Source organism: Vibrio sp. 811 (assembly GCF_033339195.1).
This window is the reverse complement of sequence record NZ_JAWOUB010000339.1, coordinates 1-746: the sequence shown is the minus strand read 5'-3', so window position 1 is coordinate 746 and position 746 is coordinate 1. Positions and strand designations below refer to the sequence as shown.

2 protein-coding genes are annotated in these 746 nt (G+C 42.9%); one reads left to right on the top strand and one right to left on the bottom strand.

Going from position 1 to position 746, the window contains the following annotated elements; genetic code table 11:
- The coding region (locus R7Q46_RS26745) for a substrate-binding domain-containing protein (RefSeq protein WP_318078166.1) at positions 1-597 on the top strand (597 nt) is incomplete at its 5' end.
- On the opposite strand, the gene R7Q46_RS26740 is transcribed toward R7Q46_RS26745, so the two are convergent.
- On the bottom strand, positions 533-746 hold a 214-nt coding region (locus tag R7Q46_RS26740), incomplete at its 5' end, for a TSUP family transporter (protein ID WP_411978775.1). The two genes, R7Q46_RS26745 and R7Q46_RS26740, sit on opposite strands and share 65 nt — an antisense overlap.

The following is a 746-nucleotide window of genomic DNA, read 5'->3' as shown; positions in this document are numbered from 1 at the left end:
TCATTAATAAAAATGGATTGCTCAGAAACTCTCGTCGCAGGTTATCTGAGTATGATTATGGAAGAGCAACTAGCACGCGATCCTTATCTCAGAATCTCTACCAATCACACTCCGAGAATCGTTGAAAACGTAAAATCAGGGCGAGCGACCCTAGGATTCTGCGCTGGTTACTTACCTTCTCATCACGGTTTGATGAGCATTCATCTCGCCGATGAGCCTTTCTCTATAATAAGTAAGCACCCGCTAACTCAATTACCAAAAGCGATTTTAACTAACGATTTGAATAACCCAGCCAATACATACCAGCAAGCCATTTTGTCCAAGTACGAGATCCAACCTTTGATGGAAATGGACTCCTACACTGCGGCAGCACAATTAGCTTTAAAAGGTATGGCACCAGCACTGATACCTAAATCCATCATCAAAACACTCAACATCGCATCAAATTTCTGTTTTGAATTCGAAGAACTAGAGCCTCTAATTCGCCCAATACACATCTGTCTTCGCCACAACACATACCGCAATCAGCGAATTAAAACAGTGTTAGAAGCCATTGCTGATGTTGTTGCCAAAGAAGTTTTGTTGCCATCAGCATAGACATGATAATCACTAGAGGTCGAATCCACTTTTGACCTTTGGTAACCACCACTTTTGCGCCAAGTTGAGCGCCAATAAAGCCACCGACCGCCATCGTCAAACCAATTTCCCATACAGGTAACCCAGCTAGAACGAAAAACAACAACGCA